The sequence below is a fragment of the Candidatus Devosia phytovorans genome, from assembly GCA_029202405.1.
GTDB classification, from domain to species: Bacteria; Pseudomonadota; Alphaproteobacteria; order Rhizobiales; family Devosiaceae; genus Devosia; species Devosia phytovorans.
In genome coordinates, this window is the sequence record CP119312.1 from 882,244 (window position 1) to 909,222 (window position 26,979).

The window sequence follows — 26,979 nt, forward strand, 5'->3', positions numbered from 1 at the left end:
AGCTTTGGGCCGATGGATAGGAAATAAGTGATGTCCGTGACCACTGATACCAATAAAGACCGCGTTTTCATCTTCGACACCACGCTGCGCGACGGCGAGCAGTCGCCTGGCGCGACGATGACGCTGGAAGAAAAGCTGCAGGTTGCGGAGACGCTCGACGAAATGGGTGTCGATGTCATCGAGGCCGGTTTCCCGATCGCCTCCAATGGCGACTTCGAAGCCGTGGTGGCCGTGGCCAAGCAGGTCAAACGGTCGACGGTCGCCGGCCTCGCCCGCGCCATTACCGCCGATATCGACCGCGCTGGTGAAGCCGTGCGCCATGCGCAGCGCGGCCGTATCCATACGTTTGTGTCGACGTCGCCGATCCATCTGGCGCATCAGATGAAAAAGACCGAGGACGAGGTCATCGAGATCATCGCTCGCACGGTGGCGCAGGCGCGCAACCTGATCGACGATGTGGAATGGTCGGCGATGGACGCGACCCGCACGCCGCTGGAATTCCTGAAGCGCTGCGTCGAGACCGCGATCAAGGCCGGGGCGACGACGATCAACCTGCCCGATACGGTGGGTTATGCCGTGCCGGACGAGCATGAAAAGATGTTCCGCGACGTGATCACGCAGGTGCCGGGCGCCGACAAGGCGATCTTTTCAGCGCATTGCCACAATGACCTGGGTCTGGCCGTGGCCAATTCGCTAGCCGCGGTGCGCGGTGGCGCGCGGCAGGTGGAATGCACGATCAACGGGTTGGGCGAGCGGGCTGGCAATGCGGCGCTGGAAGAGATCGTCATGGCGCTGCGCACGCGCGGCGATGCCATGCCCTATCATACCGAAATCGAGACGACCCATCTGGCTCGCGCCAGCCGGATCGTCTCCGCGGCTGCCAATTTCCCAGTGCAGTATAACAAGGCCATCGTGGGCAAGAATGCCTTTGCCCATGAAAGCGGCATTCATCAGGACGGCATGCTGAAGAATGCCGAGACCTATGAGATCATGACCCCGGCCAGCGTCGGCATCAAGGAAACGACGCTGGTGATGGGCAAGCATTCGGGCCGCGCCGCCTTCAAGGACAAGCTGCGCGAGTTGGGCTATGAACTGGGCGACAATGCTTTCCAGGAAGCCTTCCAGCGCTTCAAGGACCTGGCCGACCGCAAGAAGCATGTCTATGACGCCGATATCGTGGCGCTGGTGGATGACGAAGTCGGCTCGGTCGGCGATCGCATCAAGCTGGTGGACATGGAAGTCGTCAGCAAGACCGGCGGCGTGCACAAGGCGACGATGACGCTCAGCATCGACGGCGAAGAGACGTCGGTGACCTTCGAGGGAACTGGCTCGGTCGACGCGATCTTCAATGCGATCAAGCAGGGTGTCGGCCAGGAGCCGCATCTGGTGCTCTATGCGGTGGATGGCGTGACCGGTGGCACCGATGCGCAGGCTTCGGCACATGTGCGTCTCGAGATGAATGGCAAGATCGTTTCGGGCAATGCGGCGGAGCCCGATACGCTGGTGGCCTCGGCCCGCGCCTATCTCAATGCCTATAACCGGTTGCTGATCGATCGCGGTGCTGCGGCGCAGGGGGCGATGGCGGGATAGTTCAGCGTTATCGAACTGTCTTGAAGCCCGACTAGTTTCGCCTGACCCAAATCGCTCCTTCTGGAGCGATTTGTTTTTTGCGGGCCACGATTGAGCGGGTGGGTAACGGTAGGTCCCCATTTCGCCGAATGGCAGCTGCCCGCCTGTGGGTCTTGTGCGTGACGGCTGGCTGGGTCACCACTGCAAAGGCAGCCAAGGGGGGCCGAGCTGATTTTTCTGTCTGAAGTGCGTGGTCTCCTCACTGGTCTGGCGCTGTTCGCCGCGCTGGCGCTGTTTGCGGTGAGTGTCAATTTCGGGGTGCCCGGGCAGGAGCTGCTGGGGACACTGCGGTTTCACATCGGCTTTGCGGCCCTGGTGCTGCCGGTGCTGCTGGCGGTGTTTGGGGCACGGCTGCGGGCGACCGTGATGCTGGTGATCACGCTGGCGAGCCTGGGCCATAGCGTCGCCATCGTGCTGGGCCAGCAGGAGCGCCGCGCCGCCTTCGAGGGCAGGGAAGCGGTGGCGAGCCTCGACGTGCTGAGCTTCAACGTGCTGGGCGAGAACGCACGCGGACAGGATGCGGCGCGCTATATCGCTGAGAGCGGCGCCGATGTCGTGGTGCTGATGGAGGCGAGGGGTGTGCAGCCCTTCATGGGCGAGCTCGACGCGGTCTATCCCTATCGCGTCGGGTGCGAGACGGCGGCCTGCGATCTGGCGATCCTCTCGAAATTTCCCATCGCCGACAGCCATCGTTTTACCTTTGATGTCATTGCGCGGCAGCGGCTGACGCAAGTCAGTCTGACCCTCGCTGATGGCCGCATGCTGACCGTGGTTGGCGCGCATGTGACCAAGCCCTATTTCGATGACATCGCCGAGGCCGACCTCATGGAAGTGGCGAGCCTGCTGGAGGGGATCGAGGGGCCGCTGGTGCTGGCGGGCGACTTCAATGCGGCGGCATGGTCCTATCGCATGGCGTTTTTCGTGGCGGAAACGGGCCTGGTGCCGCCGCCGCATTATCCCGGGACGTGGCCGGTCGAGCTTGGCCCGCTCGCCGCGCCGATCGACAATATCTTCACCCGCGGCGACGCGATGGTCGATTATATCCTGGCGACGCCCGAGGCCTATGGCTCCAACCATCTTGGCCTGATGGCGAAGATCAACCTCTATTAGGCGTTCAGCCCGGCCAGCACTTCGCCCAGCGCCTGATCGAGCAGGGCGCGGTCATCTGCGGTGCCGGCGCTGACGCGGATGCAGCGGTTGAGGCCGGCGACGCCGGGCATGCGGATGAAGACGCCGCGCTGCGCCAGTCCGTCTACAATGGCGCGGGCATGGGCGCCGTCGTGGCCGCAATCGAGCGCGATGAAATTGGTGGCGGTGGGCAGGGGGAGCAGGCCATGGCGGCGGGCGATGGCGGCGGTGTCTTCGAGCGACTTGCGGACTTCGTCGATCGACCAGCGCAAATGCGCCTGATCGGCAAGCGCGGCGATGGCGCCGGCCTGGGCGACATTGGAAATGCCGAAGTGGTTGCGAATGCGGTTGAAGGCCGAAATGCTCTGCGCCTCGCCGATGACATAGCCGACACGGGCGCCGGCCATGCCATAGGCTTTCGAGAAGGTGCGCATGCGCAGGATATTGGAGCGGGTGATGTCGATCGGGGGCAGGGTGCCTTGGGGCGCGAATTCGCCATAGGCTTCATCGAGCACGATCATGGTGGTTTCGGGCACGGCGGCGATGAAGCGTTCCACCGCTGCCGCGTCCCACCAACTGCCCATAGGATTGTCGGGATTGGCGAGATAGACCATGGCCGCGCGGGTCTCGGTGGCGGCGCGGGCGAGGCCGTCAATATCCTCGCGATCCCCGATGTAGGGCATGGTGTGCATCAGCGTGCCATAGCCGGCGAGGTGGTAGTTGAAGGTGGGATAGCCGCCCAGCGAGGTGACGACCTTGCTGCCGGGGGCAGCATAGAGGCGGACGGCCATGCCCAGAATGGCATCGACGCCTTCGCCGGGCATGACATTGGCGAAGGGAATGCCGAGGTGGTCGGCTATGGCCTGGCGGAGGTCGTGGTTTTCGGGATCGCCATAGTGCCAGCTGTCGCGGGCGGCGCGGGCCATGGCGTCCACCACCGAGGGGGCGGGGCCGAAGGGGCTTTCATTGGCGCCGATGCGGGCGCGCAGCGGTATGCCGGAGCGCCGGGCGATAGCCTCGGGGCCGACGAAGGGCACGGTCTCAGGCAAATGGGCGGCGATGGGGGAGAGGTCTGGACGGGGCACGGGCGACTCGCTTGGTTGCCCGATAGTAGTTTGACTGGTGACGGGCTAGCCAGCCGTCGTCAACGCCAACTGGTACAGGCAATAAAGACCAAGCCAGGGCAGCACGGTCATGGCCAGATAGATCATTTCACGACGAAAGCACATGGTTCACTCCACTCGCCGCAAGCAACGGAAGGTTGCTCGCGGAAGTTTCAGCGTGGATTTGCCCGGATTTTGGGGGTAAAATGAAAAAATAATTTATTGCCATCAATATTTTAGCCGACCAAGCCGAGCATATTGCCTTTGTACGAATTGCCAGCGATGCTGGTATCGCCGTGGAAAGCATGCGGGCTGATGTTTTATCCTTGTCCGTACCATGGCGTATTCCAGACAAGCCATTTCGAAGGATCCGCCATGAAGCCTAGCTATGTGCTCGCCAAAGATCACCTGCAGCGCGCCGCTTCTATTCTCCAGGGATCGGACAGTCGAACGCGCCAGCTGCGCTATATCATCGAGCGCACCATCGTTTTGATCAACGAGGCGGAGGATGACGATGCGCCGGCCCAGGTGATCAACAATGTTCTGGAAATTTCCAGGTTTCGCGATCACCGGGCAGGCATGGACTAGGCGCGGTCGTCAGGCAGGCTGGGCGAAGCCGTTGGCGTCGTCGATCACCTTGCGCAGACGCTCCTGCAGGTCCGAGCGGGCCTGGATCCAGTCCTGGCTGCGGACGGGGACGCGAGCCGCGAGGGTGATGTTGCTGTCGCCCAGCGTATCGACCAGCACTTCGGGCTTGCCATTGGTCGGAATGTCGGAAGAGACGAGACCTTCGCTGAGGGCGGCGCGGACGCGGGCCAGGTCGGCATTGCGCGGCACGGTGAATTTCATTTCGACGATGCGCGACGGCTCGCGAGTGTAGTTGATTATGCGGGCGTTCGACAGTTTCGAATTGGGCGCGAAAAGGAAGACGCCTTCCTGCGTGCGCAGCAGGGTGGCAAAGAGCCCGACTTCGACCACGGTTCCGATGGTGCCTTCGGCGTCGATATAGTCGCCGACGTTGAAGGGGCGCAGGAAGAGCAGCATGATGCCGGCAGCAATGTTGGACAGCGTGCCCTGCAGGGCCAGGGCGACGGCAAGACCGGCGGCGCCGAGCACGGCAAGGATCGAGGCGGTTTCAACGCCGAATTGGCCGAGCACCACGATGATGGTGACAAAGAGGATGGCGTAGCGCACGACCTGGCCGACAAGCGGGCCCACGGTTACATCGCGCTTTAGGCGCTGCGACAGCAGGGACGCGACATAGCCCGAAACGATCTTGGCGATGATCCAGCCCGCGACGAGGACGACCAGGGCGACCAGTAACGACCAGACGTTGGCGATGATCCATGCGGTGGAAATGCCGAACAGGGCGGTGTCGTTCATGGGGAGGCTCCTGGGAATTGTAACCAAGGCAAAAAGCCAGTGGCGGCAAAAGGTTGCCTCGTGGTCTTCAACATCCGTCCGATCAGCGGGATTCATCCACAGGCATGAAGGGCCGATAAAACGCGGTTTTTCGGGCCTGCGACGGTTTGTCGGCAGCAATATGAAAGAAAAGTGTCACGAGGCGCTAGACAGGGCGAAAACCGCTGGCTATAGAGGCGCCACTTTGGAAGCCCAAGCAGATGGGCGAGTAGCTCAGCTGGTAGAGCAGATGACTCTTAATCATCGGGTCCACGGTTCGAACCCGTGCTCGCCCACCAAAGTCTCCCGATCGGGATGATAAAAGGCGACCTTCGGGTCGCCTTTGTCGTTTCCGGAAAACGCTCCCAATTGCGCGCAAAGAAAAGCCCCGCCGGAGCGGGGCTTTTGTATTTTATCGCTGCAAGGTTTTAGCTGCGACCGGCGGTGTGCTGGCCGCACCAGTCGTCGGTCTTGACCAGCGGCCAGACGGCGGCGGGCTTGTTCGACTCGGTGGAGGAGGGGACCGGAGGATGGGCGCGGCAGACGCCGGCCGATGCATCGGAATGGTCTTCGAAGAAGACGCAGGAATTGCAGGTCGAAGCAGTGGAAGCGGCCATCTCGCTCTATCCTTATGGTGATAATGGTATTCATGAAATCTTCTGATTTCAATCAGTTAGCTTTTCTAGTCTGGAATGAATCCAGACTGCAAGCGAATAGTTTGGAATGAATCTAAACTGTGGCTGTCAGCTTTTCCGCGGATCGGTCCGCGGCGGTGCGGTGCCGGTCAGTCTGTCGCCAAGCTGTCGGGAAGGGGGCGAAACCCCAACAAATCTAACACTTTTGTCGATAACGGGCCTGTGAGCGCTTTCCAGCCCGGGCATGGAGGCGTATAGCGCCTGCGACAATCTGTTCCCGCCTTTCCCCCAAGGACCCCTTCATGTTCGACCCGAGTTTCCTGAGTTCACTGCTGCAGGTCATCCTGATTGACCTTGTGCTAGCCGGCGACAATGCAGTGGTTATTGGCCTGGCCGCCGCGGGTCTGGCTTCGGATGTGCGCCGCAAGGCCATTCTGATCGGTATTCTTGCAGCGACCGTGCTGCGCATTTTCTTTGCGCTGATCACCACGCAATTGCTGGCGCTCGGGCCCGCGCTCTTCATCGCGGGCGGCATTCTGCTGCTCTATGTCTGCTGGAAGATGTATCGCGAACTGACCACCAGTCAGGAAGACGAACACGAGGCGCAGGAAGCGCTCGAAAACGCCGACAAGAATGCCGATGGTACCGTGGCCGGCAAGGCGCCCAGGAAGACGCTGCGCCAGGCCGTCATCCAGATCATCATTGCCGACGTCTCGATGTCCCTCGACAACGTGCTGGCCGTGGCGGGCGCCGCCGCTCACCACTTCGAGGCGCTGATTATCGGTCTGGGTCTGTCCGTGGTGATGATGGGTGTCGGTGCCACATTCATCGCCGGCCTGCTGCATCGCTTCCGCTGGATTGCCTGGGTTGGCCTGCTGATCATCCTGCTGGTGGCGATCCGTATGACGCTTGAAGGCCTGGGCGGGTTCGTTGCGCTTCCGGAAATTCCGCTGCTCTATACGCCGCATGAAGCCGGTGCTGCTGCGGCTGCTGCTGCAGCGCATTGATCCGGCTATAGAATTGGGTAACCAGAGGCCGCGAGCCTTTGGTAACCACTGGTCCCGATTTGCGGCATTTGCCGTGACGGAATAGGGATTTGCTCACTTTGAGCCTCTAGCTTCCCGTTCAACTCACGAGCGGGAAGCTTTTTCATGTCCGTTGTCGCCAATCGCATTGCCCCTGCCGACATTGCCCCGGCCTCTGCACGGGCCAAGGGCACCGTTGCGACGCGGCTGGAGACCCGTATCGTCTCGGGTGCGGAATGGGACCGCACGATCGCTGGCTTCGATGAGGTTTGCCAGGAGCAGATGCATATCTTTGCCGCGACGCGCTGGCCGTCGGTGACGCAGGAGCCGATGCTGTTCCTCGCCAATGGCGAGGTGGTGGGCGGGGCGCTGGTGATGGTGCAGGGCCTTCCGCTGGGACTGGGCAAGATTGCCGTGGCAAAGTGGGCGCCAATGCTGAAGGACGCCGGCCGAGCCGATGCCGAGGCCGTTCGCGCCGGCATGGTCGAGGCGATGATATCAGACTATGCCGACAGCCGAGGACAGATGCTGTCGGTGCTGCCGCGCGCCTCGATCACCGAGACCAATCATGAATATGACAGCCTCATCGCGCGGGGCTTCAAGCGCGGCTCGGTGCTGGGCTTTCCCAATCGCTATATCGTCAACCTGCGGCTGACCGATGAAGAGCAGCGCAAGAGCTTTAGCCAGACGTGGCGCCGCCAGCTCAACAAGTCGGAAAAGGTTGGGTTGACATTCGAGCATGTTCCCGCCGAGCAGGTCGGGGATTTCGAGGCGCTCTACAATGCGATGACCGATCGCAAGCAGTTTTCCGATCATTCGGCCTATGAGACCGTGCCGGCGCTGATGGCGATCGAGGTCGACAACCTGCGGCCGGAAGTCTTCTATGTGCGCCACGAGGGCGTGCTGGTGGCCGGGGCGCTGATCTTCAAGGCCGGCGACCGGGCGGTCTACCTCTATGGTGCGACGACTGATGCGGCGCTGCCGCTGCGTGCGGGCTATTTCCTGCATTGGCATGTGATCCGCTGGCTGCGCGATAACACGCCGGCGACCTGGTATGACCTCGGCGGTACCGATGGTTTCCAGGGGCTGCACCAGTTCAAGAAGGGCATGGTGGGGGATCGCGGCGTGATCCAGCCCGTGCCGCCGGTGGCCAATTATGCCAGCAAGCCGCTGGCCTATGTGATGGGGGCGGGCGCCTTCTGGGCGCGCGACAGCCTGCATGCGCTCAAGCGCAAGTTCGATGGCTGGCGCAATCCCAAAACCCTGCCGACGCAGAAGCGCGACGGCGAAGAGAGTGCCGAATGAGCCTGCATCGGCGGCTGGCCTCGCAATCGACCGTCATCTTCGGGGCACGGCTGGGCGGCGCGGGCCTGATCTTTCTGGTCCAGGCGCTGATTGCGCGGCTTTGGGGGCCGGAGCTGCTGGGCGAATATCTGGTCGTCATCGCGACTGTGAACCTGATCGCGGTGGTGATGCCGCTGGGATTTCATACGGTCGGGACATATTTTGCGGCCGAGTATCGGGCGCGGGGCGAGCGCAAGCAGTTCGTCGTTTTCCTGACGCGCAGCTATGGCCATGTCGTGGGTTCGCTGGTGCTGATCCTTTTGGCGGGGCCATGGGTGTTGGATCTGATCGGGCAGGGCGATAGCGTGCTCGCGCATCACTTCGTGCCGGTGGCACTGCTCGCCTTCAGCACGGCCATGGTCTATGTCAACGGCGCCCTGCTGGTGGGGCTGAAACGCCCCTTTGCCGGCTTTTTTGCCGACACGATGTTCCGGCCAATGATCGTGGTGGCGTCCTTCCTCGTCTGTCTCGGCTTTGCCGTGCCGGCGGATGGCTTTTCATTCATGCTGTGGCTGATCGCCTTTGGCTATCTGGGTATTTCGCTGGTGCATTTCGGCTTTGTCGTCACCTCCATAAAGCGCCTGCCGGACACACTGCCGCTGCGCCTGACCGAGGCGAAGCGCTGGTGGCGCTTTGCCCTGCCGTGGGTGCTGATCTCGCTGGCGACGGACTTCTTTTTCGATATCGACCTGCTGCTGCTCAGCCATTCGCTGACACGAGAGGAGCTGGCGATCTTTGGCGTCTGCACACGATTGTTCTCGCTGATCTCGTTTGGCGTCGCGGCGGTCTATGCCGTGACCATGCCGGACATGTTCGAGAGCGAGGCCAATGCCGATCGCGCGGCTTTCAAGCGCAAGGTGGGCGATGCCAATTTTGTCGCCAGCGCGATTTCGGTGGCGCTGTTCTTTGCCATGCTGCTGGCGGCACCGATCCTGATGATGATCTTCGGGCCGAGCTTTGCTGCCGGCGCCGGCCCGCTGGCGGTGCTCAGCTTGGCGCTGGTGATCCGTTCGATGATGGGCCCGGCCTCGCTGGTGCTGTCGATCCATGACCGGCCCTATGCCAGCCTGCCTTTCGTGGCGCTGGGTATCGGAACGCTGGTGATTGCCAATTTCATCCTGGTGCCGGCCTATGGGCTGATGGGGGCGGCGCTGGCCGCGATCATCTCCATCACCGTGTGGTCGGTGGGCCAATGGTGGGTCGCGCTGCGGACGGCGCATATGGATGTGTCGATCATGGCCTGGGTGCGCAGCCGTCGGGATGTAGTGGTCGCGGCGGAGTAGCGGTCCCTAGCCAAAAGGGCGGTCTGCGGTCAGTTGCTGAAGTCGTTGAATTCCCAGCGCGCGAAGAACAGCTTGACCATCCGCACGAGGCGATGCTTCAGCCCGCCCTTGGTGCCGCGATCGTAGCCTGGCTCCACCTTGTTGAGCGGGCGCTCGTAGAGCAGGTAGTCCTCGCCGAAGATGTGCTGTTTCAGCGTGGCAACATGGTCAAAACCCATGCGACCCACAATCGCCTCGGCGGCTTCATTCCCCGTCTTGGTATAGGTGGCGATCTTGTGGAAGCGTCCGTTTTCCCAGTGACTGATGAAGGCCCGCATGGAGGATAGCGCCAGGCTCGAGCGGCGGTTTTCGGGAAAGACATAGCTCCAATAGAGCCAGAGCGTGCCCAGTTCGGGGCCCGAAATCATGAAGCCGCCCGGCTTGCCGTCGCGCTGCATCACCATGACATGGTGGGGATCGGCGTCGATCAGGCCGGCGAGATAGGTTTTGGTCAGGCGCGCCTTTTCGTAGGCCTTGAAGGCGTCGCTGTAGAAGGGCGAGGTCTCGATGGCTTCCATGAGCTTGTCATGGATCAGGGCAATATCGGCATAGGTGCCGGGGCGCATCGGCGAGCGGGGCGCGGCCGACGGGGCCTGGTCGCTACTGGCGGAAATCTCGCTCATTGCCGGTTCTCCCGATCCGATGCGGGCACACTCTATCATTGTGGTCAAATCCGCCGAAGACTCTAGCCGCCGGGCAGTTAATGGCGAGTAGCGAAGCGATCACCGGGACTTAGAGCACGAACAGCGCCGTCAGGCCCTTGCCCGGATCAGGGTCGGTCATTAGAACGGATGCTGGGAGAGACAAGGGAGGATCAGTATGAGCGAGCCGCTCGTATTCCAGCCAGGTGCGGCTGCGATCGCACGCACCCACACGACCGCAGAGCAGTATGATGCGCTCTATCAGCAGTCGGTCAGTGACCCGGACGGCTTCTGGGCCGAGCAGGCCAGGCGCCTCGACTGGGTGCGGTTTCCGACGAAGATCAAGAACACGAGCTTTGCCTATCCGGACGTCTCGATCAAATGGTTCGAGGATGGCGTGCTCAATGTGGCGGCCAATTGCATTGACCGGCATCTGCTCGATCATGGCGACGATATCGCCATCATCTGGGAGCCGGATGACCCGAACGCACCGAGCGAGCATATCAGCTATCGCACGCTGCATGAAAAGGTCTGCCGCTGCGCCAATGTGCTGAAGTCGCTGGGCGTGCGGAAGGGCGATCGCGTCACCATCTACCTGCCGATGATCCCGCAGGCGGCCTATGCCATGCTGGCCTGTGCGCGGATCGGGGCGGTGCATTCGGTGGTGTTCGGCGGGTTTTCGCCCGACGCGCTGGCTGGCCGCATCAATGACTGCGATTCTGCCGTGGTGATCACGGCGGACGAGGGGCGTCGCGGTGGCAAGACCATTCCGCTCAAGGCCAATGTGGACAAGGCGCTGGACGATTGTCCGGGCGTCTCCAAGGTGCTGGTGGTGCACAATACCGGCGCCGATGTGCCGATGAAGGGCAGTCGCGACGTGTGGTGGCATGAGGCGGCTGCAGGCGTCGAGCCATTCAACGATCCCGAGCCGATGGGCGCGGAAGATCCGCTGTTCATCCTTTATACGTCGGGTTCGACGGGCAAGCCCAAGGGTGTGCTGCATACGACGGGTGGGTACCTGACCTATGCGGCGATGACGCAGGAACTGAGCTTTGACTACAAGCGCGGCGAGATCTTCTGGTGCACGGCCGACGTCGGCTGGGTGACGGGGCACAGCTATATCGTCTATGGGCCGCTGGCCAATGGCGCGACCACGGTGATGTTCGAGGGCATTCCGAGTTATCCGGACCCGAGCCGCTTCTGGCAGGTGGTGGAAAAGCACAAGGTGAACGTGTTCCACACGGCGCCGACCGCTATCCGCGCGCTGATGGGCGCGGGCAGCGACTATGCCGACAAATATGACATGCCGAGCCTGCGCCTGCTTGGCACGGTGGGCGAGCCGATCAATCCGGAAGCCTGGCTGTGGTATCACAAGCATGTCGGCAAGGAGCGCTGCGGCATTGTCGATGCCTGGTGGCAGACTGAAACAGGCGGGCACATGATCGCGCCATTCCCCGGGGCCATCCCGACCAAGCCGGGTTCGGCGACAAAACCCTTTTATGGCGTGCAGCCGGTGATGCTGTCACCGGAGGGAAAGCTTCAGGAGCAGGTCAAGGCTGAGGGCGTGCTGGCGATCAAGGACAGCTGGCCGGGGCAGGCGCGCACCATCTGGGGTGACCATGGCCGGTTCGTCTCGACCTATTTCGAGACCTACAAGGGCTATTACTTCACCGGCGACGGCGCCCGTCGCGACGAGGATGGCTATTACTGGATCACCGGCCGCGTCGACGACGTGCTGAATGTTTCGGGCCATCGCCTGGGGACGGCGGAAGTCGAAAGCGCATTGGTGGCGCATCCGAAAGTTTCGGAAGCGGCGGTGGTGGGCTATCCGCACAATCTCAAGGGCCAAGGCATTTACTGCTATGTGACCCTGATGGCGGGCGAGAGCGGCGATGACGGGCTCAAGAGCGAGTTGCGCAACTGGGTACGCAAGGAGATCGGGCCGATTGCCTCGCCGGACCTGATCCAATGGGCGCCGGGATTGCCCAAGACGCGGTCTGGCAAGATCATGCGCCGGATTTTGCGCAAGGTGGCGGAGAATGATTTCGGATCACTGGGGGATACGTCGACGCTGGCGGATCCGGCTGTGGTTACGGATCTGATCGAGAACCGGCAGAATCGTTAAGGGGATACCCCCTCCTAACCTCCCCCTGAAAAGGGGGAGGGACTGATCCAGTGCGTGGCTCTATCTTGCCAAATTCACCAGCCGTGTCCCTCCCCCTTTTCAGGGGGAGGCTAGGAGGGGGGACCCCCTCAAAATTTCTTCTTCGACATTGTTTCGGCGGCTTTAGCCGGTCATCGTCCCTTGGTGATTCCTTCCCTCCGGACGTGCCCGTGACCTTTCATCGCTCTCTTGCCATCCTGCCGCTGCTGCTGATGACCGGTTCTGCCCATGCGCAAAGCCTTGAGCAGATGGCGGGGCAGATGATTGTCGTGGGTTTCCAGGGCGATGACGCGGAAGATGCGTCGGTCGTGGCGCTGCGCGAGGAGCTGGCTGCCGGCAAGATCGGCGGGGTCATGTATCTCAAGACCAATGTGAAATCACTCGATGCGGTGCGCGAGATGAATGCGGCGTTCCGTTCGGCGTCGCCCGAACTCTTGCCCTTCATCACGCTGGACCAGGAGGGCGGGTCGGTGGAGCGGCTGACGGCGGATGTGGGCTTTGCCGAGATCCCCAGTGCCGCCAGCATTGCGTCCGCCAATACGCCGGAGCAGGCCGAGACGATCTATGGCAGCATGGCCAAATTGATTGCCGAATTGGGCTTTTCCGTCAATTTCGGGCCGGTGGCTGACGTCAATCTCAATCCGAACAACCAGGTGATCGCCAAGTTCGGCCGCGCCTATAGCGCCGATCCGGCGACTGTGGCCGCCTATGACGAGGCCTTCGTCAGGGCGCATCACGCGGCGGGGCTCCTCACCGCGCCCAAGCATTTTCCGGGGCATGGCTCGTCGACGGCCGACAGCCACGAGGGTTTTGTCGATATCACCCAGTCGTGGAAGCCCGAGGAACTCGTCCCCTACAAGACACTGATGGCGGATGGTCTCGTCGACATGATCATGGTTGGCCATCTCTATCATGCCGCCCATTCAGAATCAGATGCACAGAATCCGGCGTCGCTGTCGAAGCGCTGGATCAGCGGCATTCTGCGCGGCGACATGAAATACAATGGCGTCGTGATCAGCGACGACCTCGAAATGGGCGCCATTCGCGATCATTTCACGCTGGAGGAGACCGTCACCAAGGCGGTTCGCGCTGGTATGGATATATTGTTGTTCTCCAATACGGCGCAGTATCGCGCGGGGCTGGGGCAGGAGATCCTCGACATTCTTCTTGCCGAGGCGCAAGCAGATCCCGAATTCAAGGCTTTGATCGAGACAAGCTACCAGCGGATCGTGGCGCTCAAGGCGCGGATCGGCTGAGCATTTCCCCACCAAAAGTGACCGCAAACTTGGCGTATGCGCCAAGCGCAGATAAGGTGCGCGCCAGGAAGCAGGAGTCGTTGCTTAATGGCGGATGACCGCGAAGTCCGGCGCGTTCGGGCTATATTCATCTCGGACGTTCACCTGGGCATGAAGCCGATCAGGGTTGGGCAGCTGATCGAATTCCTGCGCGCGCATGATGCCGAGACCATCTATCTGGTCGGCGACATTCTCGATGGCTGGCGCCTGGCCAAAAGCTGGCACTGGCCCAGCGAGTACAACGTGCTGGTGCAGATCCTGCTCGACAAGGCCAATGCCGGCACGCGCGTGGTCTATCTGCCGGGCAATCACGACGAATTCCTGCGCGAGTATCTGGGCACCTATTTCGGTGAGGTCGAATTCGTCGATCGCACCGTGCATACCTCGGCAACCGGCAAGACCTATCTCGTCATCCACGGCGACCAGTTCGACGTGGTGGTGATGAATGCCAAGTGGCTCGCCCATGTCGGTGACTGGGCCTATAATGCGGCGTTGCGCATCAACCTGGCGCTGAACTGGGTGCGCCGGCGGCTGGGGTTGCAATATTGGTCGCTGTCGGCCTGGGCCAAGCAGAAGGTCAAGAATGCGGTTTCGGTCATCGGGCGCTTCGAGGAGGCGCTGGTGCATGAGGCCAAGGAATCGGGCGTCGATGGCGTGATCTGCGGTCACATCCATTTCGCCGATATCCACGACCGGCTGGGCATCCACTATATCAATACCGGCGACTGGGTCGAAAGCTGCACGGCGATCGTCGAAACGCCTGAGGGCGAATTCGAGCTGGTGAAGTGGACCGAAATGGTGGCCGGCGAGCCGCGCAAGTTCCGCCTGCGCCGCGCCAGCTAGGTTTTTCAGAGGTTTAGCGCGTCACCGCGCCGTCACCCGGCCTTCATGCCAGTGACGCGGATTCGGGTGACACTGTGTGGGAACTCGAACCCACGGTGTCGCCATGCTGACCGAAGCGTTCAAATCGACTTCCCCCCGCCGCATCCTGATCGTCACCGATGCGTGGCGCCCGCAGATCAATGGCGTGGTGCGCACGCTGGAGAGCGTCGGCAAGGTGCTGACCGCGGCGGGGCACGAGGTGCATTACCTTACGCCGGAAAAGTTCTGGACGCTGCCCGTGCCGACCTATCCGGAGATCCGGCTGTCACTGGCGACGGGCAGCGCGGTGGCCCGACACATTCGCGCTGTCGAGGCGGATCACATCCATATCGCCACTGAAGGCCCGCTGGGCCTGTTGGCGCGGCAATACTGCCTCGACCGGAACCTGGGCTTCACCACCAGCTTTCACACGCGCTTTGCCGAATATCTGGCGATGCGCATGCCCGTTCCGCAGGATTGGACCTATGGCTATCTGCGCTGGTTCCACAGTGCCGCCGCCCGCACCATGGTGCCGACGCCATCGCTGCGCGACGACCTCGTGGCGCGAGGCTTTGCCAATCTGGTGCTGTGGAGCCGCGGCGTCGATGGCCAGCGCTTCCGACCCGGCCCCAAGACACAGTTTGCCGAATTTGCCGGCCCACACCTGCTGCATGTGGGGCGGGTGGCCGCCGAGAAGAATATCGAGGCCTTCCTCAAGCTCGAGGTGGCCGGCACCAAGATCGTCGTTGGCGATGGGCCCGATTGCCAGCGGTTGATGCGCGACTATCCCGAGGCTGTTTTTCTCGGCTATCGCCATGGCGAAGAACTGGGCGAGTGCTATCGGAGCGCCGATGTGCTGGTGTTTCCGAGCCTCACCGATACATTCGGCAATGTCATCACAGAGGCGCTGGCCTCGGGCACGCCGGTCGCCGCCTATCCGGTGACCGGGCCGCTGGATGTGCTGAGCGACAGGCGGGCCGGGGCGCTGGATGAGGACCTCAACCAGGCGGTGAGCAGAGCGCTGACCCTGCGTCGCGAAGATGCGCGGGCGCATGGCGAAAAGTTCACCTGGGAGGCCAGCGCCGGGCAGTTCTTCAATGCGCTTGAGCCGCTGTTGGGGCGTGCACAGCCACTGTCGGCGACGGCGTGATGATGCGTTGCTGCCACCATTTGGCAACCACTGCCATACAACTGCAATAACGTTGCAAAATCCGCCTTGAATTGGCCGTCGATTCGATTCACGAAGGACACCGGGCCCTCCTTGGCCCGGAGTTGACCTTCCATGCCACCGGCCTTTGCGCGCTTGGATACGCCCGAGCTGCGCGCTTCCATCTATCAATTCACGGTCTATGTCCCAGGCGGCGTGGCCTCGGTTTTTCTCGGCATCTGGCTGAGCGAGCATGGCCTGCCGGCCGACCAGATCGGCATGATCAACGCGCTGCCGACGCTGTGCCTGCTGCTGCTCAATCTCGTCGTCGGGCGGATCGCCGACAAGGCCGATGACTGGCGCTCGGCGCTGATCGGGCTGTCGCTCCTGTCGGCACTGGCGCCGCTGCCGCTGTATTTCGTCTCCGAATTCTGGGGGATCCTGCTGGTCTGGGCGCTCTGTGCCACCAGCAATGGATTGATCGCGCCGGTGATCGATGCTGCCACGGTGCGCATGACGCGGCGCAATGGCACCGACTTCGGCGCCGTGCGGGCCTGGGCGACGATCGGGTATGTGTTTGCCGCGGCGGGGCTGGGGCTGTTTCTCAATGTGCTGGGGTCGGGCGCCTTCATCACGCTTTATGTGCTGACGGTCGTGGTGCGGGTGGCACTGGCCTTCCTGTTGCCGCGCTTCCGTTCGCCGTCGCCCAAGGTGACGCTGGCCAATGTGCCAGGGGTGGAAGCACCCCGAAGCCGGCTCAAGGATTCGCTGCAACTTTGGTTCGTGCTGCCCCTCATTGCCTTTGCGCTGGTCAATTCCAGCAATGCGCTGATCGGCAGTTTCGGTGCGTTGCTCTGGCATGAGAACGGCATTCCCAACTATTTCCTGGGCCCGCTACTGGGGATAGCGGCGACGGGCGAGGCGGCGCTGATGTTCGCCTGGCGACGCTTTGGCGGGCGGGTGACGGCGCGCAACATGATCCTTGCTGCGGCCATGGCGAGCCTTGTGCGCTTTACCATCATGGCCTTCAATCCGCCGGTGGAAGTGTTGTTCTTCACCCAGTTGCTGCATGCCTTCACGTTTGGCATGGGGTATTTCGGCGTAGTGCATTTCATCGCCAACTGGACAAACGAGGCCAATGCTGCCGAGGCGCAGGGCTTTGCCAATATGCTGAGCATGGGCGCGTCGATGACGGCGCTGATCTTTTTTGGCGTCCTGGTCGAGCATTTCGGCAGCCACGCGTTTTTCTATTCGACGGTGACGGCGCTGCTGGCGATCGGATGCGTGCTGTGGTCGCTGAAGCTGCGACCGCCCAAGGATGCGCAGTAGGGGGATGGCGCGATTGACCCAAACCTATGCGCTCAAGCCTCAAGGTCCTGCTACTGCAACAAGGAAGCAAGAATACCCCCTCCTATCCTCCCCCTGAAAAGGGGGAGGGACAAATCCTGCTTGGGGCACGATCTCTCCAATTACGCTGAGCGGTCCCTCCCCCTATCAGGGGAGGATAGGAGGGGTACCCGCAAAACTCTTCTTCGCCACGCCCCGCAAAACAAAACGGCCCCGAAATCCCGGGGCCGTTTTTCATTCTGATCTGGGTCTCAGCTCAACCGGCCGCTGGCGTGGGCCAGGGTGGTGTAGACCTTGCCGCGGTCGCTCAGCAGGTAGTCGCGGGTTTCGGCAGCAGGGTTAGCGCCGGCGGCGGCGCGCTTCAGGAGCTGTTCGAATTCGCTCATATAGGCCTGGGCGGTGCGGGCGAAGTCGGGTTCGCGCTGCAGCTTCTTGCGGACGTCGTCATAGGTGCCCTGGCCGCTGAGGGTGTAGATGCGGCGGGAGAACACATTGGACTCGCCGGCCTGGTAGCGAGCCCAGGCATCGGCCAGGGCGCGGTCGTCGATCGAGCGGGCGATCTCTTCGGTCAGACCGGAGAGACCAGCCTGTTGCTGGGGCTGGGCACCCTGCTGCTGGGCCGTGGCATTGCGCAGCACGTCGCGCAGCCAGCCGCCGCCATTGGCCTGGGGAGCTGCTTCGGCTTCGGGAACCGGTGCCGGCTCCTGCTGGCGGGCGGGTTCGGGCTGACGCGCGGGTTCTGGCTGGCGAACGGGAGCGGCCTGACGGACCGGCTCGGGCTGACGCACGGGCTCGGGCGCACGTTCCATGGTGCGGATCGGATCGACCAGGGTCTGGCGGGCGGGCTCGCGGTAGGTTTCGCGCACGGGCTCGGCCTGACGAGGCTGCTCAATGCGGCTCTCGATTCTTGGGGCAGGGCGGCTCGGCGGGCGGCGATCGTTGAGATCATTGGTGGCCGGCTGGCTGCGCACGATAGCGTTGAGCTCGCTGAGGGCTTCGATCTGCTCGGCGACGACGCGGCGCATGGCAGCGGCGCTGGCGCGAGTTTCCTCGGGCAGCTCGTTGACGCCGCGGGCCAGTTCGGCGCGGGTCGCTTCGAGTTCGCTGCCCACTTCGCGGGCCGTCTCGCGCATGGCGCGGGCGGTGTCGTTGAAGCGCTGGGTGGCTTCCTCGATGGCGCGCTGCATTTCGGCGGCCATGAGCTGCTGGGCCTGCTGCAGGGCTGCACCGGCGCGGCGGCTTTCGGCATCGGCGGCGGTGCGGAAGTCGCCCATCTTCTCGCCGACTTCGCCCGTGGCCTCGTCCATGGCACGGCGGAAGGTGCCGGCGTTGGAGGCGATGGCATTGCGCACCGACGAGGTGCTGTCGTTGATCGAGTCGGCCAGGGTGCTGGTGGTCGAGGTGAGCACGTCGGTGACGCTTCCGGCGGTGGACGCCAGGATGTCGCTGACGCGGTTGGCGTTTTCTTCCAGCGCCGAATTGACCTGGTTGGTCTGGTCGCCCAGGGCCAGGCGGACCGAGGAGGCGGTCTGGCTGAGGGCGGCAGCGGCGGCATCGGCAGCGCGCTGCACCGCATTGTCGACCTGGTCGGCATTGCCCTGGATGGCATTGGCGACGGTGGCCGTGGACGCCTCGATGGTTTCGACGATCGAGCCCGTAGTTGCCGTCAGGGCCTCGTCCATGGCGCGGCGGGCGCCGATCAGGCGGCGTTCGGTATCGTTGACCGTATCGGCGATCGACTGGGCGAACATGCGCATGCGGCCATCGATATCGTCGGCGCGGGTGGCAAAGCTCTGGGCCAGGGCATCCATGGCGCCGCGGCGATCTTCCAGCGTCTGCAGGGCATCGTCGCTGGTGATGGTGAGCGCGTTGGTGGCCTGGGACATGTTGGCGGCTTCGGAATCGAGCTTGCCGAGGACCGAGGAGAATTCGTCGACCATGCCGCGGATCGTGGTCTGCAGGGCCTGAACGTGCTGGCTGACCATGGTGCCGGCCTGTTCGGTCTGGCCGATGGCGTCGCGCACGGTGGTCGAGTAGGTCGCGGTCTGCTGGGCGACGCTGGTTTCGAGATTGGCCAGGTTGGCCGTCGAGGCGTCGAGCACGCGCTGCAGCAGCAGGTTGCTGTCGTTGAGCTTGCCAAGCGCCGAGGTGACGTCGGTGAGGATGCGCGAGGTGGAGACGGCCATGATGGCCTCGGCCTCGCGGGCATTGTCGCCCAGGGCATCGCGCAGCAGGTTGCCGTGGCTGTTGAGCGCGGACTGCAGCTGCTCGGACTTTTCGGTGACGAGACGCGAGAAGGTCGTGGTGTGCTGTTCGACCGACTGGTTGATGTCGGTGAGGCGGGTCTCGATATTGTCAACCGCGCCGACAGCCTTGACCGTCAGCAGGTGATCGACTTCGCCAGCGGCGACGCGGATCTGTTCCAGAGCCGTGCGGACCGCACCATCCATGCGGTTGGCCGTGGTGGTGATATCGGAGACGATGTTCTGGCTGGCCGCGGTGATGCGGGTGGCGATGGTTTCCTCGATGCGGTCGGCGCCGGCTTCGAGATCGGTCATCGACTGTGTGATCGAGGTGTTGATGGTGGCGTTGAGCGCAGCCAGGCGTTCGGCCGTGATGTCGGCACGGGCGGTGATGGCCTCGGGCAGGGTGCCCAGGCGGCTGTCGACCATGTCGGTAATGGCATTGCGCGCCGAATTGACGCCGGTCTCGATGAGTTCGGCAGCCTGGCGGGCGCTTTCGCTGACCGTGGAGGACACCGAGTCAATGCGGGCGGTGATGCCGGTTTCGGCATCGTTGAGGCGCGAGATGGCGCTGTCGAGGCCGGTGCCGAGGTTGGTGTTGAGCTCGACCACCTTCTCGGCGATCAGCGTCGACATGGAATTGACGCGGTTGCCCATGTTGTCGGTGGCTTCGCGCAATGCGCCATCGATCTTGGCACGGGCGTCCTCACCCTGCTGGGAAATGGTCTCGGCCAGTTCGCTGGTGCGCAGGCCGATGGTTTCGCCAATGGACGAAGTGTGCGTGGCCAGCGTGTCGCTGAGCGACTGGGTGCGCTGGTTGAGCGCATCGGAAAGCTGCTGGGTGCGGGTGTTGACCGCCTGGGCGAGCTGGGCCGTGCCACCATCGAGGGCGGTGCGGAATTCGCTGGTGCGGACTTCGAGTTCGCCGGTCAGAGTGCCGGCGCGCTCGTCGAGCTGGGAGACGAGGGCACCGATACGATCATCGAGGCCAGAGTTGAGCGAGCCGGTGCGGTCATCGAGCTGGGAGACCAGGTTGGTGGTCCGATCCTCGAGCTGAGCCGACAGGGTTCCGGTGCGGTCGTCGAGCTTGGTGACGAGGATGTCGGTGCGCTCTTCGAGCTGGCTGGAGAGCGAGCCGGTGCGGGTCTCGATTTCGAGCGACAGGGCGGCGGTCTTTTCCGACAGGGTGTCGGCGAGGCGCTGGGTGCGGCCGGAAATAGCCTGGTCGAAGGCCGAGGTCGAGCCGGACAGCGTGTCGCCCAGTTCCTGGCTGCGCAGGCGGATGGCTTCGCTCATGTCGCGGCTGTGGCTGCCCAGGGTTTCGTCCAGTTCGAGCGCACGGGTCTCGATGGCGCTGGACAATTCGCTGGTGCGGGTGGTGAGGGCGTCCTCGATGGCCTTGGTGCGCGCGCCGATGGTCTCGTCGATGACGCCGACATGGGTGTCGAGCGAATCCGAGATTTCGCGGCTGCGGTTGGTGAGGCTTTCATTGATCGCCTTGGTGCGCGCGCCGAGCACTTCGCCCAGTTCGCGGGTGCGTTCCGAGACCACGTCGTTGAAGCGTCCGGATTCCTCGTTGAGCGCCATTTCGAGCACATTGGCGCGGGCGGCAAAGCTCGTGCCCTGGGCTTCGAGGCGCTCGATCAGGCTGTCGCCCTTATCACCGATAACGCCATCAAGCGTATGCAGGCGGGTGTCGAGGATGGAGGCGATTTCGGTAAGGCGGGCGTCGAACTGGCCGAGCGAATCCTGGCCGGCCGAAGCCAGCGTGATGCGGGCACGTTCGGAAGTGTCGTCCAGCGCGCCATTGATCTCGATCATGGCCGACTGCAGGCGGCTATCCATGGCGTTGAGCTGGATGGAAACCGATTCATCGAGCTGGCGGGTAAGGGCGTTCAGCATGACTTCGGCTTCGTGCGAACGGGCCGAAATGTCCTCGATAATGCGCTGGCCGATCATGTCGAGGCCACCGGTGACTTCGTGGCCGCGGTTGCGCAACTGGTCGAGCAGGGAGGCGCCGCCTTCGGTCAGAAGATTAGACAGGCTCTGCGTGCGCTCGTCGAGCGCCGAGGTCAGGTCATCGGTGCGCTGTTCGAGGAGGCCCGTGATGGCCGAGGTGCGTTCCTCGAAGCTGCCGGTGAGGGCCGAGGTGCGCTGTTCGATGCCCTGGGTGCGCGAGTCGATGGCATTGGCGATCTGGATCGAATGCTGGTCGAGTGCGTCGGTGAGCGAGGAGATACGGTTTTCGACGCCAGCATTGAGCTCGGCAGCGCGTTCGTCGAGCGCGCTGGCCATGGTGGCAGTCTTGTCGTCGAAGGTGATCGACAGGCGGCTGGCGCTTTCATCGAGCGCGCCGAGGAAGTCATTGGTGCGGTTGTCGACGAGGGAGACGAAGCCGTCGGTGCGTTCGCCGAAGCTGTTGGTCAGCGTGTTGCCGGCGGTTTCGAGCGCGCGGGTCAGGTTGCCGCCGCTTTCGACAATGGTGCCGGCGATGCGCTGGCTGATCATGTCGAGATCAAAGACCAGGCCGGTGTGGCTTTCGGTGATGGCTTCGCGGACGCGCTCGGTATTGGTCAGGACGCTTTCGCGCTGGCTGGCCAGTTCGGCGATCAGCGCACGCATGCGCGATTCATTGTCCGAATAGGTGCGTTCGAGCGCGGTGACCTCGTTGTGGATCATCACTTCGAGTTCGCCGGCGCGGGAGAGGGCGCGTTCGAGGCCATCGCCCAGGGCATTGACTTCGCGGCGCACGGCCTGGCCAACCGAGGCGACCTTGTCGGCAGCGGTGACTTCGGGCTCGGCCAGGCGCATGGCGGCCTGGGTGATCGAAGAGGCTGCATTGCGCAGGTCCTGCGCGCGACGGAAGAGGGTGGCGACGGCAAAGAAGCCGACGACGGGCAGGAAAAGGATGGCGAGCAGGCCAACGAAATCGATGGTGCCGACGAACTGGCCGAAATTGGCCATCTGCGGGCCATAGCGCAGCCAGGCGACGGCGCTGGCGACGGCCAGCCAGACCAGCGACAGCACAAGGGCGATCCAGGTCGGGGTGGCCGAGGAACGGCTGTTGAGATTGTAGAGGATCTTGGCCGGGAAGCGGTCGTCATTGGCAACGGGACCGGCCTGCTGGGCGATCTTGTCGGCGGCGCGCAGGCGCTCGGAGCGGGCAGCGTCGCTGGTGCGGCGCTCTGGCGCCTTCTCAGGCGTGCTGTCGAGGTTGAACACCGAATCCTTCAGCGCGTCTTCGACGGCCGAAAAGGCCAGTGCGGCAGGATCGTTACTCGGGGTCGGGTTCTTCGCCATACTCTATACAACTCTCGCGTCGGCTTCGCAGCGCTCAGGCGGACATATAGACGTTGTCATGACTCCGCAGCCGTTTCCGGTCGCATCGTCAAATGGAAACAATTCGATGCAAAAGCCCCGCATCGTTCCCCAACCCCCGCCGCCGCGCGCTGGTTTAAAGCTCATTAATACATTCAATTTTACGCAATCCGAGCGCTATCTTACCCAAAGGTTAATTTTTTGGGGAAGACATGTCGCCACCTCAATCGGCCAACCAAGGCGAAGATGTGGCTTAATCGACTGTTCACCCAGTCAATCTAGGCTTGTTGCGTGGCATTGTCGGTTTATCCCCTGACGCGTCGCCACGCGAGTTGAGTGGAGTTGGTTCAATGGCGACGTCAGCAGCAGCGGCGCTCGATAGCGGCAGTCAGCGATCGCAGGCGCGATCCATGCGCCCGATCGATCTGGTTCACCTGGCCAAACAGTGCCTGGGCGACGAGAATCTGGAACTGGAAATCCTGCGAATGTTCGATGCGACGGTCCGCACCTATTTTGGTCGGCTGCAGCAGGCCCAGAGCTTTGATGATCTGGCGCTGAACCTGCACTCGATCAAGGGCGCTTCCAGCGGCGTCGGCGCCTGGGCGATCGCCGACCAGGCCAAGGCCTGCGAAGTGGAACTCCAGGCCGGCCGGCCCCTCACCCCAGAACGCATCGCCGACCTGGGCATCGCGGTGGAGGAAGTCCGCAGCTTCATCACGGGGCTGCTGGGTAAGGAAGCGGCGGTCTAGGCCGCCAGAACATCGATCCTGTCGAGTTCCTCGGCGAGGGCCCCGGCCTCCTGGTCGAGGTCATATGCCACCTGCATGTTCAGCCAAAAATGCGGCGTGGTGTCGAAAAACTTAGCCAGACGCAGCGCCGTGTCAGCCGTGACGGGATGAGTCTGTTTCACCAGTCGCTCAATACGGGTCCTCGGCACGTTCAGCCGCTTGGCCAGGGCGCCTGCCGACAGCCCGAGTGGCACAAGATATTCTTCCTGCAGGATTTCGCCGGGGTGGAAGACCGGCACCGTGATGGTCATTTCTCGCTCCATTTTCGTGCGATAGCGCTTGTTAAGCGTATGCTCCGTGGAAGCCGGCAGCCAACCATATACTGCCTATCAAAAAGGCTAGCATTGATCCCAGGATAAGTAGCACCCCTGCATACTGTGCGTTGTTGGACGTCACGCGGTGCTTGTCCTCGTTTTCGTCCAACCACTTATCAACGTAGCGTGTTGATAAGAAAGCGGCGACCCACGCCAACGCAGCGCATGATAAGCCGACGGACCACCAAAGCATTGACGACAGCACAGCGCCCGCGATGACATGTGGAATATTGGATATTTGTGTGAGTAGTGCCACGGCCGCTCCTCCATTTAGGAGGAAAGCTGCCTTTATCGCACCCCTAGCATTCTCAATTGCTTCTTGCCGGTAATCGACCAACAGCATCTGCTCCCCTAAACGTAAGGCAATTTTGTATACTGCTATTGGCTTCTAGCCAATTTGACCCTCTTCCTCCCATCACCTATATAGCGCGCAATCCTGCCGCGCTTTGCTGCGGCCCGAAGAGTCCAGCAACGCCCATGTCTTTATCCAGTGCCGCCGAGGCTTCGCCCCGGCTTTCTGCCGAGCCGTTCCGTACCCGCCGTACCTTTGCGATCATCTCGCATCCGGACGCTGGCAAGACGACGCTGACCGAACGCTTGCTGGCGGCTGCCGGCGCGATCCAGTCGGCCGGCGCCGTGCGCGGCAAATCGGGTACGCGGTCGACGCGGTCGGACTGGATGGAGATGGAGCAGCAGCGCGGCATTTCCATCACCTCCTCGGTAATGACCTTCGATTATGACGGGCTGACGCTGAACCTGCTCGATACGCCGGGCCACTCGGACTTTTCGGAAGATACCTATCGCACGCTGACGGCCGTGGACGCAGCCATCATGGTGATCGACGCCGCCAAGGGCATTGAGAGCCAGACGCTGAAACTGTTCGAAGTCTGCCGTCTGCGCGACATTCCGATCATCACCTTCATCAACAAGGTGGACCGCGAGGGCCTTTCCCCGCTGGACCTGATCGACGAAATCCAGGGCAAGCTGGCGCTGGACCTGACGCCTGTGCTGTGGCCGATCGGGCAGGGCGTCGATTTCCACGGCTATCTCGATCTCTTCGAAAAGCGCGTGGTGTCGCCGCAGGGCAAGCCGATTGCCGAATACGAGGCGATCGAGGACCTGCTCGACAACGAGACGCTGGTGGACGACGCGGTCTTTATGAGTGCGCTGGAGACGCTTGAGATGGCGACCTCCATGCTGCCGCCCTTCGATCTCGAAACTTTCCATGCCGGGCATCTGAGCCCGGTGCTGTTCGGCTCGGCGCTCAAGGGTATTGGCGTGGCCGAACTGCTGCGCACGCTGGGCGAGTGGGGCCCGGAGCCGCGGCCGCAGCCGGCCATTCCGGCGCCGATTTCCCCGGACGAGAAGAAGGTCACCGGCTTCGTCTTCAAGGTGCAGGCGAATATGGACGCCAATCACCGCGACCGTATCGCCTTCGTGCGCCTGTGCTCGGGGACGTTCAGCCGCGGCATGCGGCTCAAGAATGTGCGCTCGGGCAAGGATATGGCCGTGTCCAATCCGATGTTCTTTTTCGGCAATGATCGCGAACTGGCCGAGCAGGCCGTGGCGGGCGATATCGTCGGCATTCCCAACCACGGCACGCTGTCGGTCGGCGATACGCTGACCGAGGGCGCGACGATCAATGTGACGGGGATTCCGAACTTCGCTCCTGAGATCATCCGCCGTGTGCGCCTGACCGATCATATGAAGACCAAGCAGATGGCCAAGGCCCTGTCGGACCTTTCGGAAGAGGGCGTTACCCAGGTGTTCCGCCGCATGGTGGGCGCCGACTGGATCGTGGGCGTGGTGGGTCAGTTGCAGCTCGAAGTGCTGAGCGCGCGCGTCGCCAAGGAATATGGCGTGCCGATCACCTTCGAGAGCCTCAACTATGAGGTCGCGCGCTGGATCGAGAGCGAGGATCCCAAGGAGCTCGATCGGTTCATCACGGCGCAGAAGATGAACATGGCCGAGGATCGCAATGGCGCGCCGGTATTCCTGGCGCAGAACGCCTGGTGGGCCGATCGCGCCAAGCAGGACTTTCCCAAGATCGCCTTCCTGACGACGAAGGAACGGCATTGAGCGCGGAACGCATCGAGGAATTTCTCTCGGCCGTGAAGACAGCCTTCGCGGGCAATACGCTCGTGCGGTTGCGGCTGGCCGGTTATCACGGCCAGGAAGCCGATCTCAAGAATGTGGATGTGAAGAAGATCGTCGCCAAGGGCGCCGAAAAGTTCAGCTTCACCTTCCACTACAAGACGCGCGACATCATCAAGAATTTCATCCAGCCCGAAGCTCTGGCCTCCCTGCGCAACGGGCTCAGGGATGAATATCGTTCGGCGCAGTTGTCGACGACCGAATTCGACATGAGTTTCGAGCGCAATGGCGATAAGGTGCGGTTGAAGCGAACCGAAGTATCGGGTCGTGACGCGCCATCGACCGGGCATGATCGGGCCAAGAACCGTCCGCTGACCGAGACGCAAAAGCCCTGGCTGCATGCGCTGGGTATTACTGGCAAGGACGGTCAGGTGCGCAATGATGCGCAGGACAAGTTCCGGCAAATCAACAAGATGGTCGAGATCTTTTCGCCGTTGATTCAGGCGATCAAGGCGGAGAAGCCGCGCATTCTGGATATGGGTGCGGGCAAAGGCTATCTCGATTTCGCGCTCTATGACCACCTCGCGGCCACGCGGCCGCTGGAGGTGATCGGTGTCGAGCTGCGCGACGCTCTCGTTAGGGATGGCAATGCGACGGCGGCGGCTTCGGGCTTTGCCGATCTGCGCTTCGAGGCCGGTACAATCATCGATTATGACGCGGGCGGTGCCGATGCGGTGATTGCGCTGCATGCCTGCGACACGGCGACGGACGATGCGATCTATCAGGGCATCAAGGCTGGCGCGTCGCTGATTGCGGTTGCGCCATGCTGCCACAAGCAGGTGCGGCGGCAGATGGAGGCGGGCAAGCCGGCGGGTGAGCTGAAGGTCCTGCTGCGGCACGGGATTTTCCTTGAGCGGCAGGCGGAAATGGTCACCGATACGCTGCGGGCGCTGCTGCTGGAGCTCAATGGCTACAAAACGAAGGTGTTCGAGTTCGTTTCCGACGCGCATACGCCCAAGAATAACCTGATCGTCGCCGAAAAGGATGGTCGCATGGGGCGGGACCGCGAGGCCGTGCTCAAGCAGATCGCCGATGTGAAGGCGATGTTCGGGGTGGAGCGGCATTATCTGGAGGGGTTGCTGGGGCTTTAGCTCCGGAACATTCCCACACTCGATGTCAC

The 26,979-nt window shown here is 62.6% G+C and carries 20 protein-coding genes and 1 tRNA gene; 15 read left to right on the forward strand and 6 right to left on the reverse strand.

Annotated features, from left to right (window positions below; genetic code table 11):
- The first annotated feature begins 30 nt into the window (after positions 1-30).
- Together P0Y65_04370 and P0Y65_04375 are read left to right on the forward strand one after the other, a co-directional pair.
- The gene (locus tag P0Y65_04370) at positions 31-1,590 is read left to right on the forward strand and encodes a 2-isopropylmalate synthase (GenBank protein ID WEK05498.1); all 1,560 of its coding nucleotides are present in this window, start codon (positions 31-33) and stop codon (positions 1,588-1,590) included.
- Between the two features lie 225 nt (positions 1,591-1,815).
- A complete protein-coding gene (locus tag P0Y65_04375) occupies positions 1,816-2,739 on the forward strand; it encodes an endonuclease/exonuclease/phosphatase family protein (GenBank protein WEK05499.1) in 924 nt (307 codons plus the stop codon).
- On the opposite strand, the gene P0Y65_04380 is transcribed toward P0Y65_04375, so the two are convergent.
- The gene (locus P0Y65_04380) at positions 2,736-3,842 is read right to left on the reverse strand and encodes a pyridoxal phosphate-dependent aminotransferase (protein ID WEK05500.1); all 1,107 of its coding nucleotides are present in this window, start codon (positions 3,840-3,842) and stop codon (positions 2,736-2,738) included. The two genes, P0Y65_04375 and P0Y65_04380, sit on opposite strands and share 4 nt — an antisense overlap.
- Before the next feature lie 393 nt (positions 3,843-4,235).
- Between P0Y65_04380 and P0Y65_04385 the strand changes: the two genes are divergently transcribed.
- Complete coding sequence (locus P0Y65_04385; protein ID WEK05501.1) at positions 4,236-4,448, forward strand: hypothetical protein; 213 nt, start codon at positions 4,236-4,238, stop codon at positions 4,446-4,448.
- 9 nt (positions 4,449-4,457) lie between these two features.
- On the opposite strand, the gene P0Y65_04390 is transcribed toward P0Y65_04385, so the two are convergent.
- On the reverse strand, positions 4,458-5,243 hold the full coding sequence (locus tag P0Y65_04390; protein ID WEK05502.1) for a mechanosensitive ion channel: 786 nt from the start codon (positions 5,241-5,243) through the stop codon (positions 4,458-4,460).
- Between the two features lie 241 nt (positions 5,244-5,484).
- Between P0Y65_04390 and P0Y65_04395 the strand changes: the two genes are divergently transcribed.
- A tRNA-Lys gene (locus P0Y65_04395) sits at positions 5,485-5,560 on the forward strand.
- Between the two features lie 129 nt (positions 5,561-5,689).
- Here the strand turns inward: P0Y65_04395 and P0Y65_04400 are convergent.
- The gene (locus P0Y65_04400; GenBank protein ID WEK05503.1) at positions 5,690-5,878 is read right to left on the reverse strand and encodes a hypothetical protein; all 189 of its coding nucleotides are present in this window, start codon (positions 5,876-5,878) and stop codon (positions 5,690-5,692) included.
- 320 nt (positions 5,879-6,198) lie between these two features.
- On the opposite strand from P0Y65_04400, the gene P0Y65_04405 reads away from it, so the two are divergent.
- From P0Y65_04405 to P0Y65_04415, 3 genes are all read left to right on the forward strand, one after another.
- Positions 6,199-6,903: a TerC family protein gene (locus P0Y65_04405; protein ID WEK05504.1), complete on the forward strand. Its 705-nt coding sequence runs from the start codon at positions 6,199-6,201 to the stop codon at positions 6,901-6,903.
- 144 nt (positions 6,904-7,047) lie between these two features.
- Positions 7,048-8,226, forward strand: a complete 1,179-nt coding sequence (locus P0Y65_04410; protein ID WEK05505.1) for a GNAT family N-acetyltransferase — start codon at positions 7,048-7,050, stop codon at positions 8,224-8,226.
- A complete protein-coding gene (locus tag P0Y65_04415; GenBank protein WEK05506.1) occupies positions 8,223-9,548 on the forward strand; it encodes a polysaccharide biosynthesis C-terminal domain-containing protein in 1,326 nt (441 codons plus the stop codon). Before P0Y65_04410 ends, P0Y65_04415 begins: the two co-directional genes overlap by 4 nt.
- Positions 9,549-9,577: 29 nt before the next feature.
- Here P0Y65_04415 and P0Y65_04420 read toward each other — a convergent pair whose 3' ends face one another.
- Positions 9,578-10,210: a GNAT family protein gene (locus P0Y65_04420; GenBank protein ID WEK05507.1), complete on the reverse strand. Its 633-nt coding sequence runs from the start codon at positions 10,208-10,210 to the stop codon at positions 9,578-9,580.
- A gap of 196 nt (positions 10,211-10,406) precedes the next feature.
- On the opposite strand from P0Y65_04420, the gene acs reads away from it, so the two are divergent.
- The 5 genes from acs to P0Y65_04445 all read left to right on the forward strand — a co-directional run bounded on the left by acs (position 10,407) and on the right by P0Y65_04445 (position 17,024).
- Positions 10,407-12,353 (forward strand): acetate--CoA ligase, encoded by a 1,947-nt coding sequence (gene acs / locus P0Y65_04425; GenBank protein ID WEK05508.1) that lies wholly within the window; start codon positions 10,407-10,409, stop codon positions 12,351-12,353.
- 209 nt (positions 12,354-12,562) lie between these two features.
- Positions 12,563-13,648: a glycoside hydrolase family 3 N-terminal domain-containing protein gene (locus tag P0Y65_04430; protein WEK05509.1), complete on the forward strand. Its 1,086-nt coding sequence runs from the start codon at positions 12,563-12,565 to the stop codon at positions 13,646-13,648.
- 87 nt (positions 13,649-13,735) lie between these two features.
- Positions 13,736-14,530, forward strand: coding sequence for a UDP-2,3-diacylglucosamine diphosphatase (locus P0Y65_04435; GenBank protein WEK05510.1), 795 nt, complete (start codon positions 13,736-13,738; stop codon positions 14,528-14,530).
- Positions 14,531-14,633: 103 nt separating this feature from the next.
- Positions 14,634-15,698, forward strand: coding sequence for a glycosyltransferase family 1 protein (locus P0Y65_04440; protein ID WEK05511.1), 1,065 nt, complete (start codon positions 14,634-14,636; stop codon positions 15,696-15,698).
- Positions 15,699-15,830: 132 nt separating this feature from the next.
- Positions 15,831-17,024, forward strand: a complete 1,194-nt coding sequence (locus tag P0Y65_04445) for an MFS transporter (protein ID WEK05512.1) — start codon at positions 15,831-15,833, stop codon at positions 17,022-17,024.
- A gap of 269 nt (positions 17,025-17,293) precedes the next feature.
- On the opposite strand, the gene P0Y65_04450 is transcribed toward P0Y65_04445, so the two are convergent.
- A complete protein-coding gene (locus tag P0Y65_04450; protein ID WEK05513.1) occupies positions 17,294-22,585 on the reverse strand; it encodes a hypothetical protein in 5,292 nt (1,763 codons plus the stop codon).
- Positions 22,586-22,953: 368 nt separating this feature from the next.
- On the opposite strand from P0Y65_04450, the gene P0Y65_04455 reads away from it, so the two are divergent.
- Positions 22,954-23,352, forward strand: coding sequence for an Hpt domain-containing protein (locus P0Y65_04455; GenBank protein WEK05514.1), 399 nt, complete (start codon positions 22,954-22,956; stop codon positions 23,350-23,352).
- Here the strand turns inward: P0Y65_04455 and P0Y65_04460 are convergent.
- Positions 23,349-23,642, reverse strand: coding sequence for a HigA family addiction module antitoxin (locus P0Y65_04460; protein WEK05515.1), 294 nt, complete (start codon positions 23,640-23,642; stop codon positions 23,349-23,351). The genes P0Y65_04455 and P0Y65_04460 overlap by 4 nt on opposite strands.
- A gap of 540 nt (positions 23,643-24,182) precedes the next feature.
- Between P0Y65_04460 and P0Y65_04465 the strand changes: the two genes are divergently transcribed.
- Positions 24,183-25,784 (forward strand): peptide chain release factor 3, encoded by a 1,602-nt coding sequence (locus P0Y65_04465; protein WEK05516.1) that lies wholly within the window; start codon positions 24,183-24,185, stop codon positions 25,782-25,784.
- A complete protein-coding gene (locus P0Y65_04470) occupies positions 25,781-26,950 on the forward strand; it encodes an SAM-dependent methyltransferase (GenBank protein WEK05517.1) in 1,170 nt (389 codons plus the stop codon). The genes P0Y65_04465 and P0Y65_04470 overlap by 4 nt, the downstream gene beginning before the upstream one ends.
- The last annotated feature ends 29 nt before the right edge of the window (positions 26,951-26,979 follow it).

What these genes read in the sequence shown, in the direction of transcription:
- P0Y65_04370 (WEK05498.1), top strand. Translation starts at nt 31, where the DNA reads ATGTCCGTGACCACTGATACCAATAAAGACCGCGTTTTCATCTTCGAC.
- P0Y65_04385 (WEK05501.1), top strand. Translation starts at nt 4,236, where the DNA reads ATGAAGCCTAGCTATGTGCTCGCCAAAGATCACCTGCAGCGCGCCGCT.
- P0Y65_04390 (WEK05502.1), bottom strand. Translation starts at nt 5,243, where the DNA reads ATGAACGACACCGCCCTGTTCGGCATTTCCACCGCATGGATCATCGCC.
- P0Y65_04400 (WEK05503.1), bottom strand. Translation starts at nt 5,878, where the DNA reads ATGGCCGCTTCCACTGCTTCGACCTGCAATTCCTGCGTCTTCTTCGAA.
- P0Y65_04405 (WEK05504.1), top strand. Translation starts at nt 6,199, where the DNA reads ATGTTCGACCCGAGTTTCCTGAGTTCACTGCTGCAGGTCATCCTGATT.
- P0Y65_04410 (WEK05505.1), top strand. Translation starts at nt 7,048, where the DNA reads ATGTCCGTTGTCGCCAATCGCATTGCCCCTGCCGACATTGCCCCGGCC.
- P0Y65_04415 (WEK05506.1), top strand. Translation starts at nt 8,223, where the DNA reads ATGAGCCTGCATCGGCGGCTGGCCTCGCAATCGACCGTCATCTTCGGG.
- P0Y65_04420 (WEK05507.1), bottom strand. Translation starts at nt 10,210, where the DNA reads ATGAGCGAGATTTCCGCCAGTAGCGACCAGGCCCCGTCGGCCGCGCCC.
- acs (WEK05508.1), top strand. Translation starts at nt 10,407, where the DNA reads ATGAGCGAGCCGCTCGTATTCCAGCCAGGTGCGGCTGCGATCGCACGC.
- P0Y65_04435 (WEK05510.1), top strand. Translation starts at nt 13,736, where the DNA reads ATGGCGGATGACCGCGAAGTCCGGCGCGTTCGGGCTATATTCATCTCG.
- P0Y65_04440 (WEK05511.1), top strand. Translation starts at nt 14,634, where the DNA reads ATGCTGACCGAAGCGTTCAAATCGACTTCCCCCCGCCGCATCCTGATC.
- P0Y65_04445 (WEK05512.1), top strand. Translation starts at nt 15,831, where the DNA reads ATGCCACCGGCCTTTGCGCGCTTGGATACGCCCGAGCTGCGCGCTTCC.
- P0Y65_04450 (WEK05513.1), bottom strand. Translation starts at nt 22,585, where the DNA reads ATGGCGAAGAACCCGACCCCGAGTAACGATCCTGCCGCACTGGCCTTT.
- P0Y65_04455 (WEK05514.1), top strand. Translation starts at nt 22,954, where the DNA reads ATGGCGACGTCAGCAGCAGCGGCGCTCGATAGCGGCAGTCAGCGATCG.
- P0Y65_04460 (WEK05515.1), bottom strand. Translation starts at nt 23,642, where the DNA reads ATGACCATCACGGTGCCGGTCTTCCACCCCGGCGAAATCCTGCAGGAA.
- P0Y65_04465 (WEK05516.1), top strand. Translation starts at nt 24,183, where the DNA reads ATGTCTTTATCCAGTGCCGCCGAGGCTTCGCCCCGGCTTTCTGCCGAG.